Source organism: Nitratidesulfovibrio sp. SRB-5 (assembly GCF_019931275.1).
Classification (GTDB): Bacteria; Desulfobacterota; Desulfovibrionia; order Desulfovibrionales; family Desulfovibrionaceae; genus Cupidesulfovibrio.
This window is the reverse complement of the sequence record NZ_JAIOTY010000001.1, coordinates 15,445-39,881: the sequence shown is the minus strand read 5'-3', so window position 1 is coordinate 39,881 and position 24,437 is coordinate 15,445. Positions and strand designations below refer to the sequence as shown.

22 protein-coding genes are annotated in these 24,437 nt (G+C 66.7%); 8 read left to right on the top strand and 14 right to left on the bottom strand.

The annotated features are described in order from the left end of the window. Positions 1–3: 3 nt before the first annotated feature. Entirely contained in the window at positions 4–231 is a 228-nt protein-coding gene (gene rpoZ / locus K6142_RS00160; protein ID WP_012613402.1) for a DNA-directed RNA polymerase subunit omega, read from the bottom strand. A 716-nt stretch (positions 232–947) separates the two neighbouring features. Here rpoZ and K6142_RS00155 point away from each other — a divergent pair. From K6142_RS00155 to K6142_RS00145, 3 genes are all read left to right on the top strand, one after another. Beyond that, the gene (locus tag K6142_RS00155; RefSeq protein ID WP_190243781.1) at positions 948–1,694 is read left to right on the top strand and encodes an ATP-binding protein; all 747 of its coding nucleotides are present in this window, start codon (positions 948–950) and stop codon (positions 1,692–1,694) included. Between the two features lie 157 nt (positions 1,695–1,851). Further along, the gene (locus K6142_RS00150; protein ID WP_190243780.1) at positions 1,852–2,754 is read left to right on the top strand and encodes a M23 family metallopeptidase; all 903 of its coding nucleotides are present in this window, start codon (positions 1,852–1,854) and stop codon (positions 2,752–2,754) included. 21 nt (positions 2,755–2,775) lie between these two features. After that, positions 2,776–3,537, top strand: a complete 762-nt coding sequence (locus K6142_RS00145) for a phosphatase PAP2 family protein (RefSeq protein WP_190243779.1) — start codon at positions 2,776–2,778, stop codon at positions 3,535–3,537. A 104-nt stretch (positions 3,538–3,641) separates the two neighbouring features. On the opposite strand, the gene K6142_RS00140 is transcribed toward K6142_RS00145, so the two are convergent. From K6142_RS00140 to flgB, 7 genes are all read right to left on the bottom strand, one after another. Further along, positions 3,642–5,015: a FliI/YscN family ATPase gene (locus K6142_RS00140; protein WP_263284247.1), complete on the bottom strand. Its 1,374-nt coding sequence runs from the start codon at positions 5,013–5,015 to the stop codon at positions 3,642–3,644. Between the two features lie 70 nt (positions 5,016–5,085). Beyond that, complete coding sequence (locus tag K6142_RS00135) at positions 5,086–5,850, bottom strand: FliH/SctL family protein (RefSeq protein WP_190243778.1); 765 nt, start codon at positions 5,848–5,850, stop codon at positions 5,086–5,088. After that, on the bottom strand, positions 5,837–6,853 hold the full coding sequence (gene fliG, locus K6142_RS00130) for a flagellar motor switch protein FliG (RefSeq protein ID WP_012613396.1): 1,017 nt from the start codon (positions 6,851–6,853) through the stop codon (positions 5,837–5,839). Before fliG ends, K6142_RS00135 begins: the two co-directional genes overlap by 14 nt. Beyond that, complete coding sequence (fliF, locus tag K6142_RS00125; protein WP_190243777.1) at positions 6,822–8,441, bottom strand: flagellar basal-body MS-ring/collar protein FliF; 1,620 nt, start codon at positions 8,439–8,441, stop codon at positions 6,822–6,824. The genes fliG and fliF overlap by 32 nt, the downstream gene beginning before the upstream one ends. 424 nt (positions 8,442–8,865) lie before the next feature. Further along, entirely contained in the window at positions 8,866–9,198 is a 333-nt protein-coding gene (fliE, locus tag K6142_RS00120; RefSeq protein WP_190243776.1) for a flagellar hook-basal body complex protein FliE, read from the bottom strand. Between the two features lie 19 nt (positions 9,199–9,217). Next, positions 9,218–9,655, bottom strand: a complete 438-nt coding sequence (gene flgC, locus K6142_RS00115) for a flagellar basal body rod protein FlgC (protein ID WP_012613393.1) — start codon at positions 9,653–9,655, stop codon at positions 9,218–9,220. Continuing rightward, positions 9,655–10,065, bottom strand: coding sequence for a flagellar basal body rod protein FlgB (gene flgB / locus K6142_RS00110; protein ID WP_012613392.1), 411 nt, complete (start codon positions 10,063–10,065; stop codon positions 9,655–9,657). Before flgB ends, flgC begins: the two co-directional genes overlap by 1 nt. Before the next feature lie 659 nt (positions 10,066–10,724). Between flgB and K6142_RS00105 the strand changes: the two genes are divergently transcribed. Beyond that, on the top strand, positions 10,725–11,285 hold the full coding sequence (locus K6142_RS00105; protein WP_012613391.1) for a tetratricopeptide repeat protein: 561 nt from the start codon (positions 10,725–10,727) through the stop codon (positions 11,283–11,285). Positions 11,286–11,516: 231 nt separating this feature from the next. Here K6142_RS00105 and K6142_RS00100 read toward each other — a convergent pair whose 3' ends face one another. The 3 genes from K6142_RS00100 to K6142_RS00090 form a co-directional block, all read right to left on the bottom strand. After that, entirely contained in the window at positions 11,517–12,509 is a 993-nt protein-coding gene (locus tag K6142_RS00100) for a permease (RefSeq protein ID WP_190243795.1), read from the bottom strand. A 720-nt stretch (positions 12,510–13,229) separates the two neighbouring features. Continuing rightward, positions 13,230–13,598: an ArsR/SmtB family transcription factor gene (locus K6142_RS00095; RefSeq protein ID WP_190243775.1), complete on the bottom strand. Its 369-nt coding sequence runs from the start codon at positions 13,596–13,598 to the stop codon at positions 13,230–13,232. 282 nt (positions 13,599–13,880) lie between these two features. Further along, the gene (locus K6142_RS00090) at positions 13,881–14,909 is read right to left on the bottom strand and encodes an NAD-dependent epimerase/dehydratase family protein (protein ID WP_190243774.1); all 1,029 of its coding nucleotides are present in this window, start codon (positions 14,907–14,909) and stop codon (positions 13,881–13,883) included. A 610-nt stretch (positions 14,910–15,519) separates the two neighbouring features. Between K6142_RS00090 and K6142_RS00085 the strand changes: the two genes are divergently transcribed. Beyond that, entirely contained in the window at positions 15,520–16,641 is a 1,122-nt protein-coding gene (locus K6142_RS00085) for a glycosyltransferase family 4 protein (RefSeq protein WP_012613387.1), read from the top strand. Between the two features lie 102 nt (positions 16,642–16,743). Further along, positions 16,744–18,093: a TIGR03013 family XrtA/PEP-CTERM system glycosyltransferase gene (locus K6142_RS00080; RefSeq protein WP_190243773.1), complete on the top strand. Its 1,350-nt coding sequence runs from the start codon at positions 16,744–16,746 to the stop codon at positions 18,091–18,093. An 87-nt stretch (positions 18,094–18,180) separates the two neighbouring features. Here the strand turns inward: K6142_RS00080 and K6142_RS00075 are convergent, their stop codons facing one another. The 3 genes from K6142_RS00075 to hypD form a co-directional block, all read right to left on the bottom strand. Beyond that, positions 18,181–19,149 carry an alpha/beta hydrolase gene (locus K6142_RS00075; protein WP_190243772.1) on the bottom strand — a complete coding sequence of 323 codons (969 nt, stop codon included), beginning with the start codon at positions 19,147–19,149 and terminating at the stop codon, positions 18,181–18,183. A gap of 299 nt (positions 19,150–19,448) precedes the next feature. Next, positions 19,449–20,474, bottom strand: coding sequence for a hydrogenase expression/formation protein HypE (gene hypE, locus K6142_RS00070; RefSeq protein WP_190243771.1), 1,026 nt, complete (start codon positions 20,472–20,474; stop codon positions 19,449–19,451). Positions 20,475–20,478: 4 nt separating this feature from the next. Beyond that, complete coding sequence (hypD, locus tag K6142_RS00065) at positions 20,479–21,576, bottom strand: hydrogenase formation protein HypD (RefSeq protein WP_411722677.1); 1,098 nt, start codon at positions 21,574–21,576, stop codon at positions 20,479–20,481. A gap of 388 nt (positions 21,577–21,964) precedes the next feature. Here hypD and K6142_RS00060 point away from each other — a divergent pair, with 388 nt between their 5' ends. Both K6142_RS00060 and K6142_RS00055 read left to right on the top strand, forming a co-directional pair. Beyond that, positions 21,965–22,702: a phosphohydrolase gene (locus K6142_RS00060; protein WP_190243770.1), complete on the top strand. Its 738-nt coding sequence runs from the start codon at positions 21,965–21,967 to the stop codon at positions 22,700–22,702. A gap of 79 nt (positions 22,703–22,781) precedes the next feature. Next, positions 22,782–24,362: a 3-deoxy-D-manno-octulosonic acid transferase gene (locus tag K6142_RS00055; protein WP_190243769.1), complete on the top strand. Its 1,581-nt coding sequence runs from the start codon at positions 22,782–22,784 to the stop codon at positions 24,360–24,362. Positions 24,363–24,437: the final 75 nt, after the last annotated feature.

The window sequence follows — 24,437 nt, the reverse complement described above, 5'->3', positions numbered from 1 at the left end:
TGGCTATTCGGCCCGGAAGTCTTCCTCGGTCTCCACGTAGCGCGCCTCTTCATCGGGCAGCACCTTGCCTGCGGCGATTTCGCGCAGGGCGGTTACCACTTCCTTGTTGCGCGAATCCACCAGCGCCTCGTACCCTTCACGGTACTGATGCACGCGCTTGATGGCCATCTGCACGAGAAGGAAGCGGTTATCGACGCGTTCCTGGCAGTCTTCAACGGTAATGCGGGCCATGGGAGCTCCTTGCGGAAAGGATTGGGCGTGCGGCACGGGCGCGCAACGCCTCTTTCAGGTAATGCGGCAAGGCCGGTTGTCCAGCCCCCCGCGCGATTTCCTGCGGGCGGCGGTGAACTTCCGGCACTGGGGCACACTTGTGCACACTGGGGCGACATCAGGGATGACATCGGAGTCGGCACACCGGCGACATGCGGACGCATTACGCCAAGCTGCGCAACATACCCGTCCTGTCAAGACACGTCAAGCACGTCCTGGTGCCGGGCGCGGAGACAACGTGCGAACGTCCACCGTTCTTCTTATTGATGCACGGCGCGCCGGGATGGCGAAACCCTGGCGGCAGCGAAGCCCGTGACCACCCGAGACCCGGAAGGGCCGGGCGTCTGGCGGAACAGGCGGACCGGGCGGACCGGGCGGACTAGGCGGAACAGGCGGAGCAGGCAGGGCGGGCGGCCAGATGAGGCGCACGGACCAGCCGGGCCAAGTGGGCCAGGTGGGCGCGGCGGGCCAGCCGGACGCGACGAACCGGCAGACACGGCGGCGCCTGCGGTGTCAGCGGTGTCAGCGGTTGCTTCCGCCTTCGCGCCGGGGTATCGGGGGGCGGCCCGGCGGTCCGCGCTTCGCCTCCGCACCGGTCGGCACCCGGCCATACCGTCACGCGCCGTCCCTGCCGCAAGCCCCCGCCCGGCCCGCCATCCCGACATACGGAGACCTCCATGCCCCGCGAAAAACTGTCCTACGCCCAGAAGCAGTGCGTCACCGCCGCAGGCAAGCTGATGCAGCAGACCGCCATGATCCACCCCGGCGCGCGCATCGGCGTGGCCGTTTCCGGCGGCATGGACAGCTGGGTGCTGTTGCAGGTGCTGAAACTGCGCCAGCGCATCGTGCCCTTCAGGTTCGAGATCATGGCCCTGCACGTGAACCCCGGCTTCGACCCGCACAACCACGCCCCGCTGCTGCCATGGCTGCGCGCCAACGGCGTGGCCTCGCACATAGAGGTCACCGACCACGGCCCCGTGGCCCATTCGCCCGCCAACCTGCGCAATTCGCCCTGCTTCTACTGCGCCAAGCTGCGCCGCACCCGACTGTTCGAACTGTGCAAGCAGTACGGGCTGACCCACCTGGCCTTCGGCCACAACGCCGACGACCTGGTGACCACCTTCTTCATGAACCTGGTGCAGACAGGCCGGGTGGACGGCATGTCCATGAAGGAAGCCTTCTTCGGCGGCAGGTTGACGGTAATCCGCCCCATGATGCTGGTGGAAAAGCCGGTCATTGCCCGCGCCGTGAAGCAGTGGAACCTGCCCGTGTGGACCAACCCCTGCCCGTCGGCCTTCGATTCGCGCCGCAGCGAGATGACCGACGAGGTGAAGGAACTGTGCAAGGGCAGCAAATTCGCCAAAGCCAACATTTTCAACGGGTTGATTCGCTGGCAGCTTGGGTTGACACCCTCGGACCAATAACGCTAGACCAATGGCTACGCTCTGACGCCAGCCGCAACGCGGCCAGCCACGCCTGCACTACCGGCTTCCGTGCGATCCGGCCCCCTCTGCTGCCCGGCGCTGCCTACCCCCGGCCCCGTCATTCAGGCCCCACACAACCAAGGACCACGCCCGACACATGCTGCTCGGCAAATACCACATCGTCATCCTCAAGGAACGCGACGGCGCCCACCGCAACCTGCGCATGCGCGGGTGGTTCGGTTTCGCCGTGGTCTGCCTTGTGCTGGCGCTGGCCGGTGCCAACGTGTGGTTGTGGGGCTTCTATACGGAAAACGCGGCCTTGCAGCGCCGACTGGCCGAGGCCGAGCGCACGGTGGAGGAACAGAACGGGCAGATGCTGAACATGGTGGGCAAGGTGCGCACCCTTCAGGCCGACCTTTCGCGCGTGCAGCAGTTCGACTCCAAGCTGCGCCTGATGATGAACATGGAGAAGGACCCCGGCGAAATCGCCTCCATGGGCGGCTCGCGTTCCGAAGATTTTTCCAAGAGCTACCTGCCCCTGCACCGTCAGGAACTGCTGGCCCGCAAGATGCACAGCTTCCTGCAGCAGCTTTCCACCGACGTGCGGCTGGAAGAGGTGCGCCAGCAGGAACTGGTGCGCACCCTGCGCGACAACCGCGAGGTGCTGGCCGCCACCCCCTCCATCTGGCCCGCCGACGGCTACATTTCCTCCACCTTCGGCATGCGCGTCTCGCCCTTCACCGGCAAGGGCGAATTCCACAAGGGCATCGACGTCATCAACCGCCCCGGCACGCCCATCTATTCCCCGGCGCGCGGCACCGTCACCTTCGCCGCCGTGGACGGCGCGTACGGCAACTGCGTGGTGCTGCAACACGGCGGGGGGCTTGCCACCCGCTACGCGCACATGCAGCGCTTCGTGCTGAAGGAAGGCCAGACCATCAACCGGGGCGACCTGATCGGCTACATCGGCAACTCCGGGCGCAGCACAGGCCCGCACCTGCACTACGAGGTGCGCCTGAACGGGGTGTGCGTGAATCCCATGCGCTACATCCTGAACTAGGCGCACGACCGCTTCCACCCCATGGCCGGACATCCGGCCCACCACACACTCTTTCCCCACACCCCCATGCTGCACATCTTCGACACCCCCTTCACGTGGGACATCGAGTGGCTGCTGCGCGTCAACGTGGACTGGCGCAACGCTGCGCTGGACCTGCTGATGCCGCTCGTCTCCAGCACCCTGCTGCTGTGGGTGGCCATTGCCGCCTGCGGAGCCCTGTACCTGGCCCGCAGCGGCAAGGCCGGGCTGCGGCCGCTGCTAGCCCTGCTGCTGGTGGTGGGCATTGCCGCCGGGCTGGCCGACGCCTCCAGCAACGTGTTCAAGAAGGCCACCGACCGGGTGCGCCCGCTGAAGGCCCTGCCGATGGTGCACTACCGCGACGGCGGGGAATGGCGGCAGAACCCGACGGACTTCAAGCAGCGCAAGAACAAGGGCGATTCCTTCGTCTCGGCCCATGCGGCCAACACCATGGCCGTGGCCGTTGCGCTGTACGCCATGCTGCCGGGCCTGGGCGCGGCCTGCGCCGGGCGACGCAGGGACGACGCCCCGTCTGGCCCGTCTGGCCCGTCTGGCCTATCTGGCACGAACGCGGCATCCCCGCGCCCCGCGTCCCGCCTGCTGTATCTGGCGTTCCTGCTGCCGCTGGTGGTGGGCTATTCGCGCCTGTACCTTGGCAAGCACTACCCTTCCGACGTGCTGGGCGGCTGGCTGGTGGGCCTGCTTGCCGGATGCGCGGCGGTGTGGGCATGGCGGCTGGCAACAGGGCAGCGACGCACCGCGTGACGCGGGCGCACCGCGCCGGATTTCCCTTCAGAACGCCAACGGGCGGGACATTGCCGTCCCGCCCGCTCTCGTTTCGAAAATCGTCGCCAACCTTCGCACCTGCCCTATCCGGCGGCCAACCCCTGCAACTGCGCGAACGAATCTGCCAGCGGCGCGGCGTCGGTCACGTCCTGGCGCAGAAAGGCGTTGATGGGGCCGTTCATGGCGATGGCCTTGTCGATGTCCGGGTTGCTGCCCTGCGCGTAGGCCCCGATGTTGATCATGTCCTCGGCCTTGCGGAAGGTGGCCAGGTGCCGGGTGACCACGCGGCCCGCGTCCACCACGTTCTTGGCGCAGATGTCGCTGCGCAACCGGCTGATGGAGCGCAGCACGTCGATGGCGGGAAAGTGGCCCATGTCGGCCAGGTCGCGGGTAAGCACGATGTGCCCGTCCAGAATGGAGCGCACCGCGTCGGCAATGGGTTCGTTGAAGTCGTCGCCGTCCACGAGCACGGTGTAGATGCCGGTGATGGTGCCCTTTTCGCTGCGGCCCGCGCGTTCCAGCAGCTTGGGCAGCTGGGCGAACACGGTGGGGGTGTAGCCCTTTGTCGTGGGCGGTTCGCCCACGGCCAGCCCCACCTCGCGCGCGGCCATGGCGAAGCGCGTCACCGAATCCATCATCAGCAGCACGTCCTTGCCCTGGTCGCGGAAAAACTCGGCCACGGCGGTGGCGGCATAGGCGGCGCGCATGCGCACCAGGGGCGACTGGTCGGACGTGGCCACGATGAGCACGGACCGGGCCATGCCTTCCGGCCCCAGATCCTTTTCCATGAATTCCACCACCTCGCGGCCACGTTCGCCGATGAGGCCGATGACGTTCACGTCGGCCACGGTGTACCGGGCCATCATGCCCATGAGCGTCGATTTGCCGACGCCCGAACCGGCCATGATGCCCACGCGCTGCCCCTTGCCCAGGGTGAGCAGGCTGTTGATGACGCGCACCCCCACGTCCAGCGGGTCGGAAATGCGGGGGCGGGCCAGCGGGTTGGGGGGCGAGGCGTACAGGGGGGCCACGCCGGTGGTGGCCACATGGGCGCCGCTGTCCAGCGGCGCGCCGAATGCGTCGAAGGCGCGGCCCAGCAGGGCGTCGCCCACGGGAAAGACGGGGGGCAGGCTGGTGTTGCGGATGAGGCTGCCGGGGCGGATGCCGCGCAGGTCGCCATAGGGCATGAACAGCAGGTTGCCGTCGCGAAAGCCCACCACCTCGGCGGCAATGCCCTCGCAGGTGGCGGGGTCTGGCGCGGCGCCCTGCCGCACGGCACCGCCCACAAGGCCGGATTCGCACCCTTCGGGCAGCATGTGGCACACCGCGCCCAGCGGGGCCTTTATGCCGCAGCCTTCGGCAACCAGGCCCACCACCTTGGTGACCTTGCCGTAGGTCTGCATGGCCTGCACCTCGCCCAGCAGGCGCTGGCAGGCGGCAGGATCGAGCCCCGACAGGCGGCTGTCGCGGGGGCTGTCGGGCGGAGTCACGGGCGGTCCCCACGCATGGATAAGATCATGGACGAGATCATGGGCGATCCTCGGGCAGGGTCAGCCCGGCCAGCACGTCCTCGATGATCCTGCGGCGGGTTTCGATGGTGTTGTCCACCATGCCGTCACGGCTTTCCACCACCATGCCGCCGGGGCCGATGCCCGCGTCACCGCGCACGCTCCAGGCCTCCAGGCCGGGAAAGCGGTCCTTGGTGGCGGCGATGATGTCGGCCACGGCCGGTTCGTCCTCGGGGTTCACGCGAATGGTCAGGGTACGGCGGCTTTCCAGCGCCTGCACCGACTTCACGAACAGCGTCTCCAGCACGGCGGCGCGCTCGGCGTCCACCACCAGGCCCACGCTGCGTTCCACCGCCGTGCGCATCAGGTCCACCAGGTCGCCGCGCCACGCGGCGAAAATGGACGAGCACTGCCCCTGAATGGCGGCCAGCACGGCGGACACCGATTCGCCCATGGCCGCGCGAAACTCGTCCAGTTCGTGCTGGGCCTGGGCCATGCCATCGGCGTAGCCGTCGTTGCGGCCCTGCTCGTGGGCGGCGGCGCGCAGCACCTCGGCCTCTGCACGGGCCTGGGCCAGCACCTCTGCGGCCTTGTCCAGCACCTCGCGCGCCCTGGCTTCCGCCTTGGCGCGCACGCGCGCCATGTATTCCTCTTCGGTTGTCTCGTCCCACAGCGGGCGCGGGTTGGCGCCCTCCATGCCGGACAGGGTGGTCTCGGCAAAGGGGCTGGGCCCCATGAAGATGGTGCCCCACCGTTCCGGCTTGCCGGAATCAGACGAAGACATCTCCGCCTCCGCGGCCCACGATGATGCGGCCCTCGGTTTCCAGCCTGCGCACCGTCTTCACGACGTTCTGCTGCGCGCCTTCCACGTCGGACAGGCGCGTGGGGCCCATGATCTCGAGGTCTTCGCGGATCATGGTGGCCGCGCGTTCCGACATGTTCTTGAAGAACTTGTCGCGCAGATCCTCGGAGGCGCCGCGCAGGGCCATTGTCAGGTCCTCGTTGGAGATTTCCTTGAGCAGTTCGCGGATGCCCCGGTCGTCCAGCGCCTTCACGTCCTCGAACACGAACATGAGGTTGCGGATGTCTTCGGCCATCTGCGAGGATTCTTCCTCGATTTCGGCCAGCACTTCCTCTTCGGTGGCGCGGTCCACGGCGTTGAGGATTTCGGCCACGGAGGGCACGCCGCCCACCTTCTTGCCTTCCTTGCCGCCCATGGCGATGAGCTGGCTTTGCAGCACCTTGTCCACTTCCATCAGCATGTCTTCGGGCACGGCTTCCAGGCGGGCAAGGCGCATGAGCACCTCGGGCCGCACGCCCGCGGGCAGGTTGGTCAAAAGTTCCGCGGCCTTGTCCGGGTGCATGTGCCCCAGGATCAGCGCCAGGGTCTGCGGGTGTTCGTTGCGCAGGATCTGGGCCAGCAGGCGCGGGCTGACGTTGCCCAGTTCGCGGAAGGGCGCGGGGCCGGAGTCGAGGTTCAGCGAGTCCATGATGTACTTGGCGGTCTCGCTGTCCAGGTTCTTCATGAGCATGCGCTTCACGGCCTCGGCGCCGCCGGCGATCATGTCCTGGCCGGTGACCAGGGCATGGTGGAATTCGCGCAGGACGTCCTCCACCAGCTCCTTGGGCACGGTGTCCAGTTCCACGATGGCCTTGGAGACGGCGGCGATTTCCTGCCGCTCCATGCGCTTGAAGATTTCGGCGGTGAACTTGTCGCCCAGGGCGAGAAGCAGGATCGCCGTCTTCTGGGGCCCCTTAAGCTGCTCCAACCTTTGATCCGTCGCCATGCTTCAACCAGCTCCTGATGATGCTCACGGCCTGATCCATGTTCTGTTCGGCCATTTGCAGGGCGTGAGCCTTGATGTCCTCGATCTTCTTCAACGCGTCCAGCGCGTCCACTTCCTCGTCGCCCTCGATGAGCGCAAGACGCTCTTCACCTTCGGGCAGACCTTCCAACCCTTCGATCATCTCTCCCTCCACGCGGGGACGGATCATGGCGAGCACCACCGGGCGCACCACCAGCACCAGGAACAGGAAGACCAGCAGGGCGTTGAGCAGCGGCTTGCCAAGGCGCAGGGCGTAGTCCATGACCAACTGGGGCAGGCTCGATTCCTGCGGCACGTCCGGCCCGCCGAACGAAATGCTGCTGACCTCTATGGTGTCGCCGCGCGCGCGGTCGTACCCCACGGCATTGCCCACCAGCTGGCGGATGCGCTCGACATCTTCGGCCTTGCGGGGAACGAAGGCCCACTGTCCGTCCGCCCCCTTCTCATACGTGCCGTCCACGATCACCGCAACGGTCAGGCGGGAAATGTCGCCCACCTGGGCAACGATATTCTGTTCTTCCTTGTTGATTTCGTAGTTGGTGGTGCGGGTTTCGCGGTTGCCTTCCTGGGTGGACGCGCCGCCCGTGGGCGAATCGCCCCGGAAATTTGCGTCGGGCGAACCGGCTTCGAGGTTGGAACGGCCGCGCTGCGATTCTTCGCTGCGCTGTTCACTGCGCACCACGGTCTTTTCGGGGTCGTACAGTTCCTTGCGGATGGTACGCTGGCTGAAGTCGAGGTCGGCGTTGACCTTGGCGATGATCTTGCCCGCGCCCAGCACCGGGTAGAGCAGCTCTTCTATGCGCCGCTCCAGGGTCTGCTGCATGCGCAGCTTGTGGTCGAGCTGGGTGGTGGTCATGCCGGTGATGCTGCCGTCCTCGTCCGGGGCGTACAGGATCTTGCCGGTGGTGTCGGCGATGGACACCTTGTATTTGTCCAGCCCTTCCACGGCCATGACCACCAGATTGACGATGGCCTGCACGTCCTTGGACTCCAGCTTCTTGCTGCTGTCGCGCAGCTTCAGCACCACCGAGACGGACGGCTTCTGCTGTTCCTCGATGAACAGGCTGCGGTGCGGAATGACCAGGTGCACCCGCGCGCTCTCCACGTTGGGAAATTCCGAGATGGTGCGCGAAAGTTCGCCCTGCAGGGCGCGCTGGTAGTTGATCTTCTGGACGAAGTCGGTCTGGCCCACCTTGACCTGGTCGAAAATCTCGAAGCCGATGCCCTGGCCCACCAGATTGCCTTCACCGGCCACCTTCAACCGCAGGTCGTACACCTTGTCGGCGGGCACGGTGATGGACGAGCCGCCGCTCTCCAGCTTGTAGGCCACCTTGTCGGCCTGCAACAGCTTGACCACGCGGCTGGCGTCCTCGGGCGACAGGTTGGAGTACAGCACCCGGTAGTCGGGACGGTTCATCCAGAACACCAGGCCGAAGAACACGGCCACCACCGCCACGGCCAGACCGGCGATGAAGATGCGCTGCGAGATGGAGATGCGTTCCCAGAAGCCCTTGGCCTTCTGGATGACGTCTGCGAGAGCGGGAGCCATGTGTTCTTCCTCCGGGGTCGTCTCTGGCGAGTGGTCTCTGGACTGCTATGCGCGGCGTAATGCGATGGGCGGTGCGGATCGGTCAGTCTCTTCAAGCCTCGCTTCGGGGCATTCGGATGATTTCCGTCGCTTACCGAGCGCCTGGCGTGGTCGAATTTTCGTTCTCCGGCGAGGGGCCACCGCCCGCCGGGGCATTCGGATGATTCCCGTCGTCTGCCGGGCGTCCCGATCTGCCGGATTTCCGTTCTCCGGCGAGGAAGGCGAGTCTTTTACGAAGGGAGCGTACTTTTCTCGTACGTGACCGGAGTAAAAGGCGATGCCTGACGCTTTGCTCTCGATGCCCGTAAGGCTCGCAAGCTCGCCTAACGGCCACGCTGCGCGCCCTTCGGGTCGGTACGCCGGAGGGCGAAAGGCCGACCGCGCCCTAGAATTGGATGCGACTGAGTTCCTTGTACGCCTCCATGACCTTGTTCCGCACGGCGGAGGTCATGTTCACGGCAAGTCCGGCCTTTTGCAGGGTGATCATCAGTTCGTGCACGTTCTGGGTTTCGCCCGACGCGAACGCCTGGATCATCTGCGACTTTTCGGTCTGCATCTCGTTCACCTTGGTCAGCGACTCGGAGAGCGTGTTGGTGAACGACTTGGCCTGAACGCCGGACGCCGTGGGCGCGGCGGTGGCGCGGGTGGCCTGTTCGGCCTTGGTGAAGTTGCCGAGGGCGTTGGAATAGGCCTTCAGCCCTACTGCCTGGATGCTCATGGCCGTATCTCCCCGTTACCTAGCGGCTGATTTCCAAGGCCTTGGTGTACATGGCCTTGACGGTGTCGATGGTGGTCACGTTGGCCTCGTAGCCGCGCTGGGCGGTCATCAGGCTGGCCATTTCCTCCACCACGTTGATGTCCGGGTAGGCGACGAAGCCGTCCTGGTCCGCGTCGGGGTGGCCGGGTTCGTACACGCGCTTGAGGGGGCGCGAGTCGGTGGCCACGTGCATCACGCGCACACCTTTCAGTTCGCGGTCCAGGGCGCCCTGCATGTGCTTGGCGAAGGGGTCGTCGATGTCCTGGGCCGCCATGATGGTGGTCTTGCGCCGGTAGGGACCGCCCTGCTCGGTGCGGGTGGTCTTCACGTTGGCCAGGTTCATGGAGATGATGTTCATGTTCGTGCGCTCCGCGTTGAGTGCGGAGGCGCCGATATCAATGGCAGTCATGAAGTCCATTACTTCTGCCCTTCCTGTATGATGTTCTTGACGCCCTCGAGGTTGCCGCGAATGACGGTGGTAAGGGCGGAATAATGCAGGGAGTTCTTGGCCATCTTGGCCATTTCCTTGTCCAGGTTCACGCGGTCTTCGCCGTGGATGACGCGCGGCTTGGCCGCCTTTTCCCAGTCGGCGTTGAAGCCGTCGGCGCTGAACTCGGAGGGCAGGTGGTTCTGCTCGGTGCGGGTCATCCGCCCCTTGGCGTCCAGCCCCAGCGCCGACTGCAACTGCTTCTCGAACTCCAGTTCGCGCGGCTTGTAGCCGGGCGTCCGGACGTTGGCGATGTTGCTCATGACGACATTCTGACGCTGGAGCTGCATGTCCATGACCTTGCCGACAAGGTTCACATGCGGTTCGTAAAGGCTTTTCATGCGGGATTCCTCCCCTTTTCGCCCCTGGGGCGTGTGCCGCGCAGGGTATGGTGACCGCCTGTGCGGCCCGTGGATGCACACCCGGTTCAGCAAGAGGTGTTCCAGCGCCATGAATGTTTTTAATACCGCATGATTACATGAAAAAACGCAGCATTTCGCGTAGCCCGCGCCCGCCGGAATGACGACGCCGCCCGACCATCACGCGGATGACCGGGCGGCGTCGATATCCGGGGACGCATGGAGGCATGCGGCAGGATTTGCCCCCCGTGCAGGGCATGAGCACGACAGCAAGGACGGCAAACCGGCGCTTTGTGCCCAGCGGGCGGTGTCCCCGTCGCCCCGTGCCCTGCCGGGACATGCCGGAGCATGGCCCCATGCCCGCTTAACGATTGCAAACACAGCTTACATATTAGTGGGTTGCAAACACGGCATCACCCCGTCAAAATGACGTGGCACATGGTTTGCTAGGCTTGCTGCGCCCACGAACACTTCGCAGCCAGCAATGGCACGCATAGTGCTAAGCGAAGGACATGGGCACAGCTTTCCCGTGAGCGTTCGCGAATCCGACAGGCGAACCGCTCCGGCGCCGGAACGGCGCCCGTCCCGCGCAGCGCGGGGCGACCCAGAAGCGCAATGCCCTACGGCATGGAGGGGAGAACATGAGCAACCATCTCGATTACGAAATCAACAAGGAACTGGGCGAGTGCTACCTTTTCATGGGTGACCTGGAAAAGGCCGAAGAGTACTACCGCAAGGCCGCCGGCAGCAACGGCGTGCATCCGGACCCGTACCTCGGGCTCGCCACCATCGCCGTGCAGCGCGGCAACCTTGAAGCCGCCCTGGTGCTGTACCGCAAGGCCGCCAACATCGAAGCCAACGACAAGTCGCTGGCGGGCATGGGCCTGGTGGAGATGGAAACCGGCGCGCACGCCGAGGCCTTCGACCATTTCGTGGCCGCGCTGGGCATGAACCCCGGCAACCTGGTGGCCATGAACGGCCTGCTGCGCCTTGGCTACCACCTTGGCCGCATCGAAGAAGTGGTGGCCCACCTGCGGGCCTTCCTGGAACTTTCCCCCGAAAAGGACAACGTGCGCTTCTCGCTGGCCGGGTGCCTGATCTCCCTTGGCCGCAAGGACGAGGCGCGGGCCGAACTCGAGGTCATTCTCGACCGCGCGCCCGACCACGCCGACGCCCGCGAAATGTACGCCCTGATCGGGTAGCCGAGGCGCTGGCCGCCCCACGCGGCACGCACCGGCAAGATACTCCCCTCCCCATACGATTTTCCGGCCCCGATGCTGGCGCTAGGGGCCGGAAAATCACCTTTCGCCGTCATTCTGCCAACGCTCGGACGGCGAGAGGGAGCGGAAACGCAGTACGGGCGCATGGCACTCCCCGGGGGTGTGCCATGCGCCCGTCTGCGTTTTTTCCGATGCACCCCGTGGGGGATGCCGTCACACCAGGGCGTTGAACAGGTACCCCACCAGCATGATGCCCAGACCCACCACGCCGAAGAACACGGCCACCAGCCGGGGCTTCAGCACGCGGCGCAGCATCACCGCCTCCGGCAGGGACAGGGCGATGACGGCCATCATGAACGCCAGCACCGTGCCCAGCGCGGCCCCCTTGCCCAGCAGGGCCTGCACCACGGGGATCATGCCCGCCGCGTTGGAGTACATGGGAATGCCGATGGCCACGGCCAGCGGCACGGCCCACCACGCCCCACGCCCCATGATGGAGGCCATGAACCCCTCCGGCACGTAGCCGTGGATGCCCGCGCCCACCCCGATGCCCAGCACCACCCACGGCCAGACCTTGCCCACGATGTCGCGCATGGCCTGCACGCCGTAGTCGATGCGCCCGGACCAGGACAGGCCCGCGTCGTGCATCTGTTCCGCCTCGGCCCGCACCTGCAACACCCAGCCCTCGATGTGGCGTTCCATGCCCAGCCGCCCGATGATCCAGCCGGACACGATGGCGATGGCAAGGCCCGTGCCCGCATACAGGGCGGCCACCTTCCAGCCCAGCAGGCCGTACAGCATGACCACGGCGATCTCGTTAATCATGGGCGCGGACACCAGGAACGAAAAGGTCACCCCCAACGGCACCCCGGCGGAGACGAAGCCGATGAACAGCGGCACCGCCGAGCAGGAACAGAACGGGGTGACGATGCCCAGCAGGGCGGCCAGCACGTTGCCCACGGCCTCGCCGCGCCCGGCCAGCAGGCGGCGGGTGCGCTGCGGCGTGAAGAACGAACGCACCAGGCCGATGCCGAAGACCACCAGCGAAAGCAGCATGAGCACCTTGGGGGTGTCGTACAGGAAGAATTCCACCGCCTCGCCCAGATGCGAACCGGGCGTCAGGCCCAGCATGCCGTACGTCAGCGAGCGGGAGGCGGCGGGCAGGTTCAGGTACACCGCCCACCACGCGACCAGACACACAGCCATGATGGACAGGCGGCGCAACAGCCCGGCGCGCTCCTGCCCCGGCGACAGGGCCGGGGCTTGCGCGGCGGCGGCGACAGGAGCGGAACAGGCGCACCCCCCACCGGCGGCGGAGCCACCGCCGGAGAGTGGGGTCAGGCTGGCCGGGCCATCCAGGGGAGCAAGGGTAGCACGGGGCGCAAGGGGCGTCAGCGAGGGACCGGACGATGCCGCCGCGCCAGACGAGGCGGACATGCCGAATGTGCCGGACGCGCTCGCACAGCCGCACCCCCCGCCGGTGGATGCCGCATGCGGGGCAACGGGCTGCAATGGTCGCAACCCGGAGGCAAGGGCGCCGGGGGCTGGCGCGCTCCCGGCGGTCATGCAGGCGCATCCGGATGCGTCGCCCGCCGTGCCGGGCCACGCATCATGCCCGGGCTGTCCCTGCGCCGGGAGGCCCGTTGGCCTATCCTCGGGCATGTCCGCCCGCGTACCCCCGGGTGATGCGAATGTCTCCGTGTCCTTGCCATCGGGGCCGTTCTTTCCGTCGGGACCGTTCTTGCCGTTGGTGCCATGTCCGCTGGTCATCGTTATGTTGCCTTCCGCTCGGTGACGGGCCGCGCCACTGCGTCCGCCAGTTGTTCATTTGGCGTAATGTGCAAATGTTCCCACAAAAAAAACGCTCGTTCATCCGGCTGCGGCTCCACGCGGACGCGCGCCGAGCCCCAGCCGCAAAGCCGCCAGCTAGTCCCCGGACCGCAGGGCGGCCAACCGGGCCAGATCCTGCGACAGCACCTGGGCGGCCTGATCGATGTGCCGCCCTGTGCACTCCAGAAAGGACCGCACGCATCCCAACGACAGCGAATAGTAGACGTTGGCCCCGCGCTTCTCGTCGCGCACCACGCCCGCGCCCTTCAGGATGGACAGGTGCTTGGACACCGTGGAGACATCCGAGCCCACCAGCGCCTGCAATTCGCACACGCAGCGTTCGCCGCGCGTCAGTTCCTCGACCATCAGCAGGCGGCTGGGGTGCCCCAGCGCCTTGAAGATTTCGGCCTGCGCCTCGATGAGCCTGCGGTGGGCGGCTGTGCGTTGCGGTGCAATCATTTGCATGTTTCGCCAAATACTCCTCCGGACCGGGCTTGGCAAGCCCCTCTTTCCGTAGCCCGACCGACAAGACGTGCCGCCCAAGCTGCCCGCCGGGAGCGGACACCGGAAACGGACGCCGGGCGCGGACGTGTGGCGCGGGCGTGGGTGCGAACATGACATCCGGGAGTAGCATGGCGCCGGGTACCACCCCCTTCAAACGCACGACGCCCCGCCGCAGGGGCTGCGGCGGGGCGGAACGGACAATGCGATCGTGCGGGACCGCGCGGGGCAACCCGCGCAGCGCGCCTACTTCAGGTTGGCGGCGTACCAGTCGCCGGAAAGGCGCAGCCCCTGGCGCACGCTGTACACCGGCTCGTAGCCCAGCCGGGTGTGGGCGCGGCTGATGTCGGCCAGGGAATGGCGCACGTCGCCAAAGCGGAATTCGCGGTGCTCGGGCCTGGCCGTGGCGGCTTCCGGCTTGTGGCGGCTCACTTCCTCGCGGATCAGGTCGAACAGCTGGTTCAGGTCGGTGCGTTCGCCGAAGGCCACGTTGTACACCGTGTTCAGGGCCGCCTCGTCGGTGGCGGTGGCGGCCAGCAGGTTGGCCTGCACGCAGTTGTCGATGTAGCAGAAGTCGCGGCTGGTCTCGCCGTCGCCGTTGATGAACACGGTCTCGCCGCGCAGCAGCGAGGCGAACCACTGCGGAATGACCGCCGCGTAGGCGCCAAAGGGATCCTGCCGCTTGCCGAACACGTTGAAGTAGCGCAGGCCGATGGCCTTCATGCCGTAGCAGGTGGCGAACACGTCGGCGTACAGTTCGTTGACGTACTTGGTCACCGCGTAGGGAGACAGCGGCTTGCCGATCTTGTCCTCGACCTTGGGCAGGGTGGGTTCGTCGCCGTAGGTGGAACTGGACGCGGCGTAGACGAAGGTTTTCACCTTGGCGTCACGGGCGGCCACCATCATGTTCACGAAGCCCGAAATATTGCTTTCGTTGGCCAGGATGGGGTCTTCGATGGAGCGCGGCACGGAACCCAGGGCGGCCTGGTGCAGCACGTGGTCCACGCCTTCGCACACCTCGCGGCAGTGCTCCAGGTTGCGGATGTCGCCTTCCTTGAAGCGGAAGTTGCGCCACAGGTCCGCGCCCACGATTTCGCGCACCATGTCCAGGTTGCGCTGATAGCCGGTGGCAAAGTTGTCCAGCCCCACCACCTTCTGGCCGTGCATCAACAGCGTTTCCAGCAGGTTAGAACCGATAAATCCGGCAACCCCGGTAACAAGCCAGGTGCGGGGGGCGGCTTCCAGTTCCTGCATCAGGGCGGTATAACGGGTCATGGTGGTGTATCCTCCCTAGGGAGTGGTGGTTTCGGATGGAATGCGCATTGTACGTGCGCCGGAATGTTGCGTCAAAGGATGGCGCGCCGGGCGGTGTTGCGCCAGAGCGCAGCCCGTGCGGCGGGGCGCATGCCGCGCGGTGGCATTGCGGTACGGCGGCGTGGCGTTCCGTCCGCCGCCGCAGTCCGGGGCCCTTGGTGACGGGCTTGCCGCGCACCACCCCAACGTGCGGGCTTCTACTCCCAACGCCACACCCTGTAAAGAGCCCGCGGGAAAGCATGCCGCCCGGCACGAAACGTGTATGGTGCAACAGGATACAGACCCGACGGCAGGATGATGACGCTGCGGGCACGATGCGCCCCGCCGCAAAACGGAAGCCCACCCCGGTCGGAGGGCCAGCCCCCCGCACGGGGCGCACGGTCCGGCGGCCCGCAAACGCAGCCCGGCCGCCCGCCGGGCGGCCCCCTTTTCAGCGTGCTGCCCACCTGTTACAAGGTGCGCGTTCTTCCGCTCCCCGCGCCGCGTGTGCCAAGGGCGGGGCAACACTTCCCCGGCGCCCTGCCGGGACCTGCGCCCGGCGTATCCGGTCGCTCAGCCAGCGAGGCATCAGATGAAGGTCGCCATTCTGGGCAATCAGGCCCGGGCCATGGTCAATTTCTGGAGCGTGCTCATCCGCAGGCTCCGTGCGCTGGGACACGAAGTGCTGTGCATCGTGCCCGACGCCGACACCGACACCGAAGGCCGCGCCGCGCTGGAAGCCATGGGCGTCCGCGTGGCGGGCTATCCCCTGGACCGCAAAGGGCTGAACCCCGTGCGCGACGCCGCCACCTTTGCCGCGCTGTATCGCGTCTTCCGGCAGGAACGACCCGACGTGGCCTTCTGCTTCACCATCAAGCCGGTCATCTACGGGGCCACGGCGGCGGCGCTGGCGCGCGTGCCCGCCCGCTACGCCATGATCACCGGGCTTGGCTACATGTTCGAGGCGGACACCCCGATCAAGCGCATGCTGACAAGGGTGGCCGCCCTGCTCTACCGCGTGGCCCTTGCCTGCGTGCGCACGGTGTTCTTCCAGAACATGGAAGACCGCCGGGTGTTCGAGGACAACCACATCATCCCGCACTCCACGTCCGTGGCCATGTGCCGGGGCACCGGCGTGGCGCTGGACCACTTCGCCCAGGCGGAACCGGTGCTGGACCCGCCGACCTTCCTGCTGGTGGGTCGCCTGCTGGAGGCCAAGGGCCTGCGTGAATACGCCGGAGCCGCGCGCCTGCTGAAGGCGAAACATCCCGACGCCCGCTTTCGCGTGCTGGGCCCGCCGGAAAGCGGACCGGGCAGCGTGCCCCTTGCAGAGGTGGAAGGCTGGACGCGTGAAGGAATCATCGAATATCTTGGCCAGACCCGCGATGTGCGCCCGTACGTGGCCGACGCCAGCGTGGTGGTGCTGCCCTCGTGGCGCGAAGGCACCCCCTGCTCGGTGATGGAAGGCATGAGCATGGGCCGCGCCGCCGTGGTCACCGACGCCCCCGGCTGCCGCGAGGTGGTGGAGGACGGGGTGAACGGCTTCCGCGTGCCCCTGCGCGACCCCCAGGCCCTGGCCGCCGCCATGGAACGATTCATCACCGACCGCAACCTGATCGCCCGCATGGGGCAGGCCGGGCGGCGGCTGGCGGAAACGGAATTCGACGCCGACAAGGTGAGCGAGCATATTCTGCGGGTCATGCGCCTGGCGTAGCGGCTGCCTGCCAATTGTCCCTTCGCCCGTCGGGTCCGCCCCGAAGGGCGCGGCAGCCTGCCCCCGCGACGTAAGATTTCCCATCCATTCCGGGAGGAATGCGTGAACGACAATATCCGTAACGGCCTGTTCCGTCTGCTGGATGCCCTGTGCATCCTCATCGCGCTGTACGCCATCGGCGAAATCATGCTGCCGGACGAATACAGCGTGCTCATCGACTATACGGGCGCCTCGTTCTTCACCACCTTCTTCTTCCTGCTCTCGTTCTACGTGCTGGACTGCTATTCGGTGGGCGACGAGGACTTCCGCGATTCCGTGGCCCGCGTGGGCGTGGCGTCCGTGCTGGGGGTCATCGCCACCGGCTTCACCTTCTATTCGTTCGAAAGCTGGCGCTTCGACCGGGCCACCTTCGTGCTGCTGCTGGTGCTGGTGGTGACCCTGTGCCTGACCTGGCGCGTGGTGTGGCACCGCATCGGCAAGCGCTTCATGACCCGGCACAAGGTGGTGCTGGTGGGCGTGGACCGTGCGGGCAAGGTGCGCAGCCTGCTGGCGCAGAGCATGCCCCACGCCGAAATCCTGGGCTACGTGGGCGAAGGCGACATGGACGCCGACGCCGGGCCGTGCCTTGGCCCCTCGTACGATCCGCTGGGGGTTGCGCGCAGCAACGGCGCCACCATGCTGGTCATGCTGCCCGACGCCCCGCTGGACGAGGACATCGCCCGCGAACTGCTGCGCGCCAAACTGGGCGGCCTGATGGTGGTGGACATCCGCACCCTGTACGAACACGTGGCCGGGCGCATTCCCGTCAGCCTCATCCGCGACGAATGGCTGCTGATGGAAGACGGCTTCAACCTGAACACGCAGGGGTCCATGCAGCGCCTGAAGCGGGTGTTCGACGTGCTGACCTCGTTCGTGCTGCTGGTGCTTACCCTGCCGATCATGGCCGTTGCCGCCCTGGTCATCCGGCTGGAATCGCCCGGCCCGGTGATCTACAAGCAGAAGCGCGTGGGCCTGCACGAAAAGGAATTCACGGTGCTGAAGTTCCGCTCCATGACCGTGGACGCGGAAAAGAACGGCGCGGTGTGGGCGCAGAAGGGCGACACCCGCGTGACCAAGGTGGGCAAGTTCATCCGCAAGGTGCGCATCGACGAACTGCCCCAGCTGTGGAACGTGCTGCGCGGCGACATGTCGCTGATCGGCCCGCGCCCGGAACGCATGCAGTTCGTGCGCGAACTGGAAAAGGTCATCCCCTACTTCTACGTGCGCCACACCGTGAAGCCGGGCGTTACCGGCTGGGCGCAGGTGTGCTACCCGTACGGCGCTTCCATAGAGGACGCCCGCTACAAGCTGGAATACGACCTGTACTACATCAAGAACATGTCGCCCCTGCTGGACCTGAAGATCGTGCTCAAGACCGTGGGGGTCATCCTGTTCCCCAAGGGGGCGCGGTAGCGACACGCCTCCCCCGCCAGATTGCCAACGCCGCCGGGCTGCATGCCCGGCGGCGTTTTTTTTCAGGCAAGCCCCATGAACGTCCATCTACCCTGCCTTATCCCGCAAGGTCAGCTCTTCAGGCGGAGCGGTGACACGCCCCGTCCGGACGCATTCCGCAATATGCCTGAAAACGGGGCCAGGGCTGCCATCCGCATAGGCCCCGAAGTATGTATGCCCGTTTCCCGGATCAAGGGTCATGTTCACGTTGTCGCAATCGACGGCATGAACATTGTTCGCAACCTCGTCCCAATCCTCGGGCCCGGTGTGCCCCAGACGCCGCGAAGCGATCGCATTCTTCAGGTTGACCACCTTGCTGGCGCGCATGGCAAGATCATCGGCGGCATGGTAGACAACCAGATTCCTCGCGGCATCCGAGATGAAACGGCCCGGCTTCCCCTTGGCGAGAGTCTCGTTCTCCACATCGGCCGCCACCATGAAGACATTGCGAAAGACCAGAGGAACCCCGTCCTGTTCATAGGTTGCCCAACCGTTCAAAGCGCCGCGCAACACCCTGTTTCCCATGGAATGAGCAAGCACGTTGATGCGCTTCAAGCATTTCGGGCCATCATCGCCAGATCGTTTTTCCTGCCACTGGAAAAACTTTCCGAGCGCCCTGTGAAATATCCCGCCGCTGTAATCCGCCGTGCGCTGGTCGTCGTAGTAATCACGCACCACTCCAACCTTGTCGTTGCACGGCCAGATCAGGGGGACAACCACCACCCGGTCACCATCATCAGCATTGAACAGACCCTGCAACTGCGCCGTGCGCGGAAAAATATCCTCCTCCAGAAAATTATTGAACCCATGGATATACAAAACGATATGATTCGCCGCGTCTTGCCTCAACGAATCAAAAAAGGCTTCGTTTCCAACCTCCCTGTAGCTGTCTTCGCCATCCCTGATGCAAAAGAGCAGCGAGGACGAAACCTCATTGTTCCGGGAGTCGAACGCAACACTTCTCCCATACTTGCCCTTGCCACCCGACTTGGGCACCCTGTTGGTCAAAAACAGCATACGGCCTCCTTGCTGGGTAGATGTTTTCATCGCACCAGGTAAGGAGATTCATCAGAATGCACCCGCGCTCAATGTTATATTTTATAACGAATTGCAAATAACATCCGCATAACAAAACGACTCTCCCTGAAACAACTGCACAATTTTTCTGTACAGCGCGAGGCACCCACGCGCGTTCGCCGTGAGCCCCCAACCAGAGCGTTTGCGGGGTGAGAACACGAGAGAGGGGGGCTTTTCAAAGCCCCCCTCTCTCGTATTCAATCTCTTCTTATCTTCGTCTTCTTTCCAGCCCGCCGCCGTCAGCAGATGCGCGGCAACTGCTCGCCCTCCAGCATGGAGAGCAGGCGATGGCCGCCCATGGGCGTTTCCAGGATGACCTGCCCGGCCCGGCCCGGCCCGGCGCCATCGGCGGCCACTATGGTGCCGATGCGGGCGGCGTCGGCCCCGAGGGGGCTTTGGCGCAGCACGGCAAGGGCCGCGTCGGCCTTTTCCTGCGGCAGGATGCAGATCAGCTTGCCCTCGTTGGCGAGGTACAGCGGGTCCAGACCGAGGAAGGAGCAGCCTTCGCGCACGGCATCGCGCACGGGGATGTCCCGTTCCGCGATGCGCATGACCACGCCCGACTGCCCGGCTATCTCGTTGAGGGTGGTGGCAAGGCCGCCGCGCGTGGGGTCGCGCAGCACGTGGATGTCGCCCACCTCCAGCAGCAGCCGTTCGGTCAGCCCGTTGAGCGCGGCGGAATCGCTGCGCACGTCGGCGGAGAAGTTCAGCCCCTCCCGGTGCGACAGGATGGTCAGCCCGTGGTCGCCCATGCTGCCGCTGATGATGACGGCATCGCCCGGCTTCGCGGAATGCCCGCTGGGCGAGGGATTCGCGATGATCTCGCCGATGCCGGTGGTGTTGATGAACACCTTGTCGGCCATGCCGCGCGGCACCACCTTGGTGTCGCCGGTGACGATGCACACCCCGGCCTCGCGCGCGGCGTTGCCCATGGAGATGACGATGCGCTCCAGCACCTCCATGTCCAGCCCTTCCTCAAGGATGAACCCGCAGCTCAGGTAGCGGGGCCGCGCGCCCAGCATGGCCACGTCGTTGACGGTGCCGTGCACGGCCAGCGTGCCGATGTCGCCGCCGGGAAAGAACAGCGGGTCCACCACGTAGCTGTCGGTGCTCATGGCCAGCGGGCCGGTCATTTCCAGCCGGGCGGCGTCGTCCAGCGTGCGCAGCACGGGGTTGTCGAAGTGTTTCAGGAACAGTTCACCGATGAGCCGGTGCGCGGCCTTGCCGCCGCTGCCGTAGTCGAGAAGAAGCGTATCCCCGGCCATGCGATCAGGCCTCCACGTTGTACTTGAAGTAGGCGGCGCAGCTGCCCTCTGTGGAGACCATGCACGGCCCCACGGGCTTGGCGGGCGTGCAGGCCTTGGCGAACAGCGGACAGTCGCAGGGCTGCATCTTGCCCTTCAGCACGTCGCCGCACTTGCAGCCCGCGATGGGCCTGGCCTCGGGCAGGGTAAGGCCCAGACGGGCCATGGCGTCGTATTGCTCGAACTCGGGCCGGAACACCAGACCGCTGCCGGGAATGCAGCCGATGCCGCGCCACAGGGCGTCGGCGGTCTGGAACACCGTGTCCAGAATCTCGCGCGCGCGGGGGTTGCCCGCGTCGTCCACGGCCCGGCGGTAGGAATTGACGATGGCGAATTCGCCCGTCTTGCGCTGCTCCACCATGATCAGCAGGGCTTGCAGGATGTCCACGGGGTCGAACCCGGCGATGATGCCGGGGGTGCGGAATTCTTCGGCCACGAAGCGGTACGGCTCCATGCCGAGAATGGTGGACACGTGCCCCGGCAGCAGAAAGGCGTCCACGGCGCAGTCCGGGTCGGCCAGCAGGGCCCGCAGCGCGGGCGGCACCAGCTTGTGGAACGAGAGCACGCAGAAGTTGGCCAGCCCCTGCTGCCGCGCCATCAGCACCGTGGCGGCCACGGTGGGGGCGGTGGTCTCGAAGCCAATGCCCAGGAACACCACGGTGTCGCCGGGGTTGTCGGCGGCCAGTTTCAGCGCGTCATGGGCGGAGTAGACGATCTCCACCCGCGCGCCCTTGGCCTGGGCCAGCTTCAGGTTGTCGCCGCCGGGGCCGGGCACGCGCATCAGGTCGCCGAAGGTGGCGATGATAACGCCGGGCTTTTCCGCCAGTTGCAGGTAGGCGGCCACCTCGCTTTCGTGGGTCACGCACACCGGGCAGCCGGGGCCGGACAGGTGCCTGACCCCGGCGGGCAGCAGCGGGCGCATGCCGCTCTGAAAGATGGCCACGGTATGGGTGCCGCACACTTCCATGAAGCGCAGGGGGCGGTCCAGTTCGCGGTGCAGCCGTTCGATAAGGCCGCGGGAAAGATCCGGATCCTTGAAGGCCGTGGAGAAGTTCACGCTCACGTTGGTCTTCCTGCCTGTCGCTGCGTCGGCGGTGCACCCGGGTGGGCCGCTGTGGGCCGAATCCCGCGGGCCGCCCGCCGGACGATGATGCGCCGCCGGGCCGTGGGCCGGTCAGGCGCGACGCGACGGCGGTGCCGCCCCTTGGGCATGGCCCGCCGCCCGCACGGTTTCGCGCGGGCAACCCCATGCCCTCCGCACCGTGTCCCGATGGTGCTACGACGTGCCAAGGGCTGCTGTCAACGCGGCGAAAGCGCAGACGCCCGCAGGCGCGCGCTTTGCCTTTTGCCCGGCCAGTGGTTATGTTTGCGGATGTGGCGAACGCGCGGCGCATCGCACGGGACCGGCATCCGGCGGTCCGCCCGGCCCGCGCGTCACCAGAGGAGACCGCATGACCGCCACCGTGGGTATGCCCTTTACCGGCGACGTGGAAAATCCGCGCGAGGCGGCGGCTGTCCGCTGCATGACGCCGGACGACCTGCCGCCCCTCAGCTTCGCGTCCCCGAACCCCTCCGGTTCCGGAGACGTCTGGCCCGTGCCCGACATGGCCGCCTGCCATGCCCTGTGGGACCGCTACGCCATGCCCGACCACATCCGCGCCCACAGCCTCAGGGTGGCCGACATGGCCATGGCGCTGGCCCGCGCGGCGCTGGACAATGTCGCGGACGGCCCGAATGGCCCGAACAGCACGGACATCCATCTGCCCTCGGTGCTGGCCAGCGCCCTCTTGCACGACATCGCCAAGGACTACACCATCCGTTTCGGGGGCAACCACGCCCAGCTCGGCGGCGCGTGGACCCTGCACGAGACGGGCAACCCGCGCATCGCCCAGGGGGTGATGCACCACGTGCACTGGCCGTGGCGAGTGGACGTGACCGTGCGGGAATGGCTGATGCCGCTGATCATCATCTACGCCGACAAGCGCGTGAAGCACGACCAGCTGGTGACGCTGGAGGAACGCTTCGACGACCTCGTGGAGCGGTATGGCCGCACCGAACGCATCCGCGAGCGCATCCGCGAATCGCACGAGCAGGCCGTGGAGATAGAGCAGGCCCTGTCCGTCCGGCTGGGCATGCCCCTGCACGATGCCGTGTCGCGCAACGGCAAGCTGGCCGCCAACGCGGGCTGAGGCGTTGCCGCGGCCCGCACCATGTCCGCCCCGGTTCTTTCCGACACATCTTTTCCCTGATTCGCCAAAAGGTTCCCGCATGAAGTCCGACCCTCTGCACGCCGCACTGCTGGCCGTCTACGGCGGCGTCTGGCGTCTGGCCCGCCCCCTGCTGCGCCGCAATGCCCGCCTGGCCGAAGGCTACGACCAGCGCCTGGTGCCCGACCACTGGGCCGAGGCGGCCCACCTGTGGGTGCAGGCGGCCTCCGGCGGCGAGGCCTATCTGGCGTGGGAACTGCTGCGCCACCTGGACGGCACCGGCACGGGGGGCATCACGTACGGCTCCGCCCCCGACGCCCCGAATGACGCCACGGATGGCACCCCGGACGGCACCATGGACGACGCCACGGGCAACCCCGACCGGCCATGCCCCTCCTCCCCCCCATGCGCTCCCCCGTGCTCTCAGGACGGCGGACTCGCCGTGCTGCTCACCTCGTGCACCCGGCAGGGGGTGGAGGTGCTGGAAAAGGCCCGTGACTGGGCCGCCGCACACCGGCCCGGCCTGCGGGTGCAGGTGCGCTACTTTCCCTTTGACGAGCCGGTCCTGATGCGCCGCGCGCTGGACCAGGCCCGCCCTTGCGCCGTGGCCCTGCTGGAAACGGAACTGTGGCCCGGCCTGCTGTCCGCCTGCGCGGCGCGGGGCGTCCCCGTGGCCGTGGTCAACGGGCGCATGACCCCGCGCACCCTGGCCGGGTACCTGCTCACCCCCGACTTCTGGCGCGGGCTGGCCCCGGCGCGCATCGCCGCCATCTCGCCCGACGACGCCCAGCGCTTCGGCCTGCTGTTCGGGCACCATCGCACCTCGGTCATGCCCAACATCAAGTTCGACCGGGCCTTGCCCCAGCCCGAAAAACCGGACGAATCCGGCGTGCCCGGCGCACACGACGCGTCCGGCGTGCCGGGCGTGCCCGGCCTTGCGGGCACGGTACTGCGGGATGGAGCCCCGCTGGCGGTGCTGGGTTCGGTGCGCGAGGAAGAGGAAGCCGCCCTGCTGCCGGTCATCCAGAGAATCGTGCAGGAGCGTCCCGATGTGGACATCGCCGTGGCTCCCCGCCACATGCACCGCGTGCCCGCGTGGGTGAACGCGCTGGAACAGGCCGGGCTGCCGTGGGAACTCCGTTCGCGCCGCGTGGCCGCGCCTTACGGCCAGTCTTCCGACCGTGGCACGGTGCTGATCTGGGACGTGTTCGGCGAATTGGCAGCGCTGTACGCCAGCGCCGCCGCCGTGTTCGTGGGCGGCTCGCTGGCCCGGCTGGGCGGCCAGAACTTTCTGGAACCACTGACCCACGGGGTGGTGCCCTGCGTGGGGCCATCGCGCGAGAATTTCGCATGGGTGGATCACGGGCTGGGCAAGGCCGGGGGGCTGGGCAAGGCCGGGGGGCTGGCCAAGGACGGAGGGATGACCATGGACGGGGGACTGACGGACAGGGGACTGGCCGAGGCCGGACTGCTGGCCGAGGTGCCCGACGGCGACGCCCTGGCGGAGGCCCTGCTGCAACAGTTGCGCAGCCCCCTGCGACGCGAAGTGGTGCGCCACCGCTTCGAGGAATGGATGGCCCCCCGCCGCGGCGGCGGACGCATGGCTGCGGAAGTGGTGCTGGACGTGGCTGGACTGCGCTGAACCTTCGGGCACAGCCGCCGACGCCACCGGCACTTCCCGGCCCACCAGTCCGGCTGCCCGCCCGATCAGCCTGGC